Raw genomic sequence first — 2,561 nt, forward strand, 5'->3', positions numbered from 1 at the left:
GTGCGCCGTAACGGCGAAAGTATGGGAGTGTCACGATGAGTGAATGAGCTTGCTGGGATAGCTCATGCCTGCCGAACTCACCTCGATCGGCAACGATTGTGACTCCGAAAGGAGCGGGGAACAATAGCATGTTCGGAAAAGGCCCAAAGCATCAAAGTCGTTTGCGATGCGGCGGGTCAGGGCAAGATGTGTATGGTGAAAGCTGTATTGCCTGAACCCTAGTTTGCAGCGGCCTACAACCGGAGCGGTGTCGTAGAACGACTGACACGGCACACCGAATGGACAGAGGACAGGGTGTTGAGGTCCTCCAACCCCGATATCGGGAAAGCCAGCCCATTCGGCGCATCCTCCATCGGAGGGGTAAGTGAACGAACGGGGCACCTAACCACATCGTATCTCCCGCTTTCGTAATTACGGGATGCCCTAAGCAGGCATCGGCTCTGCTGATGACCTGTATGGGTACGGAGCCGTCATAGTACTCAAATGCCCGGAGTAATGACCGGGACAGCCGAAATCATCGGATGGTCGAGAATATAAGCTCAGGGCAACTTGGGCGAAAATTCTGCGGATCAGGGGAAGGACGGCAGCGACTACGATCCAAAACCTTGCGAAGAGGTGTGCTAATGCTGCCAGATACTATCAAAAGGGCTGTTGGATCGCTCCCGATCATTGTTAGGTCGGGTCGGCGGGTCAATGGGCTCTATCGCCTTATGAAGGCTCCGCTCCTTTGGGAGCAAGCCTACCATAAAATCGCACAGAACAAGGGTGCGATGACGCCGGGCGTTGACGGACAGACCTTTGACGGCTTCACGTCGGAAAAGATACGTTCGATCATCGAGCGGCTGGCGAACGGGACCTATCGTCCGCAACCAGTACGTCGGGTGTACATTCCCAAAGCCAACGGCAAGAAAAGGCCGCTTGGCGTGCCGACGACGGAAGACCGCTTGGTCCAGGAGGTTGTTCGAATTCTTCTGGAGCAAATCTATGAGCCGCTGTTCTCGCAGCACTCTCATGGATTCAGACCGAACCGATCCTGTCATACTGCGCTGGAGAACATCCGTGCGGTGTGGACAGGGGTGAAATGGCTGGTCGATGTCGATGTGGTCGGATACTTCGACAACATTGATCACGACGTCCTCATTGGCTTGCTTGAAAAACGTATCCACGACAGCCGATTTATCGGCTTGATCCGTGGAATGTTGAAAGCGGGCTATATGGAGGATTGGGTTTATCACCGAACCTACAGCGGCACCCCACAGGGCGGTATTGTCTCCCCTATACTGGCAAACATCTACCTCCATGAACTCGACGAGTACATGGAATCGAAGGTCACAGCCTACCATAGGGGCGGGAAACGTGTTCCATCGGTCGAAGGCCGACGGATCATGAATCGTCTGACGCGGCTTCGTAAGCAAGTGGATCAGCTTCGTCTTGATCGAGGCGATGATGATGCAGAGATCAAATCCAAATTGGAGGAGATCAGTCGGCTGAAGGCGGAACGTTTGACTGTGCCCGCCACCGACGCATTCGATCCGAATTACAAGCGGCTCCGCTACTGCCGTTATGCTGATGACTTCTTGATCGGCATAATTGGCAGCAAAGACGATGCGCGACAGATCATGGAAGAGGTGAGGACATTCCTCTCCAAAAACCTGAAACTGAGCGTATCGGATGAGAAGAGCGGCATCCGCAAGGCTTCGGACGGAGCGCGTTTCCTTGGATACGATGTCAGGACATCGACCAACCGCAATCCGCACAAGGCGACCTTTTATGGTCGTCCAGCACTGCGGCGAGGGTTGGCAGATCGTTTGAAGCTGAATGTCCCAAGGGAAAAGGTGGTCCGGTTTGTCAATGGCAAAGGATGGGGCGATTACGATGCCTTTCGTCCTCGCCACCGTCCCGCTTTGACATTGGCGAGTGACGTCGAAATTGTCATGGCCTACAACGCTGAATGGAGAGGCTTCGCAAATTACTATGCGCTTGCCGATGATGTGAAACGCAAGCTCAATAAGGGCGGGTACTTTGCCCTGATGAGCTGCGTCAAAACCATCGCAGCAAAGCACAAAACGTCTGCGAGGGAAATCTTCTCCAAGATGCGCCGAGGGCAAGACTTCTTCGTTCGCTTCCAAGTCGGAGAGGAACCCCGAGAGATCAAGATCTGGCAGCTGAAGGACCTGAAGTGCGAACCGCGAAAATGGGGTGACATTGATCGCCCACAATCATCAAAGTTCGTGTTCAGCAGGACAGAAATGGTCGAACGCCTCAACGCGCAGAAATGTACCAGATGCGGTCGAACAGATCTTCCATGTGAAATCCATCATGTCAGAAAGATCGCGGAAATGGAGAAAGCAGGGCTTGCCCGGTACATGCCGGCGGCACGATTACGCAAGCGCATTGTGCTTTGCCAGCCCTGCCATCGCTCCGTCCATGCTGGTGGCCAAGTTGACCAACGACGAGATGGAACACGTAGTCGTGGAGAGCCGGATGCGCTGAAAGGTGCAAGTCCGGTTCGGAGGGGGGCTGAGCCGCGTCCTCATTGAGGCGCCGCCAGCCTACCCTAC

Annotated in this window: 1 protein-coding gene; it reads left to right on the top strand. The window is 54.6% G+C overall.

Going from position 1 to position 2,561, the window contains the following annotated elements; translation table 11 throughout:
- The first annotated feature begins 623 nt into the window (after positions 1-623).
- Entirely contained in the window at positions 624-2,540 is a 1,917-nt protein-coding gene (gene ltrA / locus MUU53_RS23110) for a group II intron reverse transcriptase/maturase (RefSeq protein ID WP_247262938.1), read from the top strand.
- The last annotated feature ends 21 nt before the right edge of the window (positions 2,541-2,561 follow it).

Origin of the sequence: Affinirhizobium lemnae, assembly GCF_022968395.1 — a bacterium.
GTDB classification, from domain to species: Bacteria; Pseudomonadota; Alphaproteobacteria; order Rhizobiales; family Rhizobiaceae; genus Neorhizobium; species Neorhizobium lemnae.

Bases quoted from the DNA above. Each gene is read 5' to 3' on its own strand.
- ltrA (WP_247262938.1), top strand. From the start codon at position 624: ATGCTGCCAGATACTATCAAAAGGGCTGTTGGATCGCTCCCGATCATT.